Source organism: Cellvibrio sp., assembly GCF_053579595.1.
This window is the reverse complement of record NZ_JBRFPI010000541.1, coordinates 1-2,101: the sequence shown is the minus strand read 5'-3', so window position 1 is coordinate 2,101 and position 2,101 is coordinate 1. Positions and strand designations below refer to the sequence as shown.

Annotated in this window: 2 protein-coding genes; both read right to left on the bottom strand. The window is 48.6% G+C overall.

What is annotated here, in order from left to right:
* Positions 1-2 precede the first annotated feature (2 nt).
* Positions 3-1,211 (bottom strand): hypothetical protein, encoded by a 1,209-nt coding sequence (locus tag ACWA6V_RS20890; protein WP_058051522.1) that lies wholly within the window; start codon positions 1,209-1,211, stop codon positions 3-5.
* 491 nt (positions 1,212-1,702) lie between these two features.
* On the bottom strand, positions 1,703-2,101 hold a 399-nt coding region (locus ACWA6V_RS20885), incomplete at its 5' end, for a septal ring lytic transglycosylase RlpA family protein (RefSeq protein ID WP_449524292.1).

The following is a 2,101-nucleotide window of genomic DNA, read 5'->3' as shown; positions in this document are numbered from 1 at the left end:
GCTTAGAAAACAATACCGATGAAGCGATCAAGAATCACCTCGAACGAAAATAGCGTGAACAGCAGCGGCGTGAACGGAATGAGCGTTGCCATGACGAGCTGCATAATTGTATCTCGACTAAAGGGAAGCGGGCGGATCTCTTTGATCACCGCATATGCGTTACCCAGATCCGCAAGGGACTGGATATCAGCGGAGCCCAATAGGGTTTCTCCATCCCTGTCCACGGTATGCAACCAGCGACGCTCAAAACCGCTCGTATATTCGGCAGCAAGAGCACCATATTCACGTAATCCTGTACGTTTGGCTCGCATGATTTTGACTGCAAAAACAGTTAATGGTGCCAAAACCAGGACGAGTCCGACCGCAACCAGCAAGGCGATTTCCGGCTTGTAATCAGTAAGTACCGCGCCATCATGCAAAATTCGATTGGATATATAACCTGCAAACTGGACGCCAAATACGGTAAGCAAAGGGGAATAGGCATAGGCTGACGCCCCCAGAAAACCGAGCCCCGCGTTGCGATCAGGGTGAGTTGGGATGAGCGCAAGAGGAAGGCGTGACAACTGCCATAACAAGCGACTCCAGATAAAGATGCGATAAAACCAGCGCAGTATCAGGAACTGGGTAATGGGAATGCTGATCCAGAAAAACCAGATACCGGCAAAGGAGAAACTTTCCTGGCCATTACGCAGTGAGCTATACCAAGCCGACGCATCCAGCACGAAGGTGTGGGTGCGAACGAAATAGCCGCTGGAGAATACAAGCACCAGCAAGAGTAATTCGGCGATCACAGAGTTGCGCCAAACCATGGCATTGCTTATTGCGCGATGAAAGCTTGCCAACGCATGATCGGGGATCAGTCTCCGCTCTAAAAACTGCGCCAGAATACCGCGGATCCGCTGATGTACAATCAGCTCAGCAAAAATCAACAGCGGGACACAGACAAGAAATCGGCTTTGAGATTCAATATCCAGCAGAAAAGGAACCGCAACACCGCTTCCAAACAAGGTACCTTCCCAGGCACTCAGCGCGAATAGAGGTAACCAGCAGATACCGCTTAGCACCAAAATGCGTAATTGAAGATGGGAAGTAACATCGCCAAGATGGGCGCGATTTAACAACTGATACAGCGGGCCGCCCAGCACCAGAGAGAAGGTCTCCAGCTCGGGTCGGGAGGAAGCAAGATCTTCAGCCGGTTGATGCGAAGACATAATGGCTTACCTTATTGGCTGTGGTTGACGAGACCAGACGCTTCTCTGCGTAACCCTCTGACAATGCAGAGATATCCTCTCAGGGGCAGTCAGCCCCCTGGCACCTCTAGATATAGCGTGCCGCCGAGGCACTTGGCAACAGATAACTATCTTTTCCAGCTTTTATTCTGGACACTATTTTTGACACATTTATTAGAGGCTGCTTCCGACTCTAATGTGCTGGTGAGTACTACTGAAAACATGCAGGCACTTTATAATTTACACTTACATAATTAATTTAAGAAAAATAAATGTCACGCCCCCTCAAACCTAATAATGCTTAGTAAGTGTAGCTATCATTTAATTAGCACCCAAATATAAGCTTCATTAACTGCCAAGTATTTTAATACATGGTGATTTTTAATTTAATCAGTCATTGGTTATAATTGAAATTTATTCGCAGGCATAAATAGATTGATGGTAATAATAGTGAATACCTCTGACACATCCATTTACAGCACCTCAACCTTTACCTTGATAATCCCATCGCGAATATTGCCGATGGCGCTAAAGGCCGATTTGGAGAGATCGATAATACGCCCATTTTTAAAGGCGCCGCGGTCATTGACCTTGACCACCACGCTCTTGCCATTGGCGAGGTTGGTGACGCGTACCATAGAGCCAAAGGGCAATTCCATATGAGCAGCGCTGTTGAGGCTATGGCGATAGATCTCGCCGCTGGCAGTTTTTTTGCCGTGATAGCGGTCGGCATAATAGCTGGCATAACCGGTCTCGCTATAGCCGCGCCAGCTGCCGCCGTGGCTCTCGTCATAACGGCTGCTACAGGCCGCCAGCAGCAGGCAAAGAGATAACAGCAGCCCTTTCTGGATATGTTGCACCTTTCCCCTCTC

Bases quoted from the DNA above. Each gene is read 5' to 3' on its own strand.
- ACWA6V_RS20890 (WP_058051522.1), bottom strand. From the start codon at position 1,211: ATGTCTTCGCATCAACCGGCTGAAGATCTTGCTTCCTCCCGACCCGAG.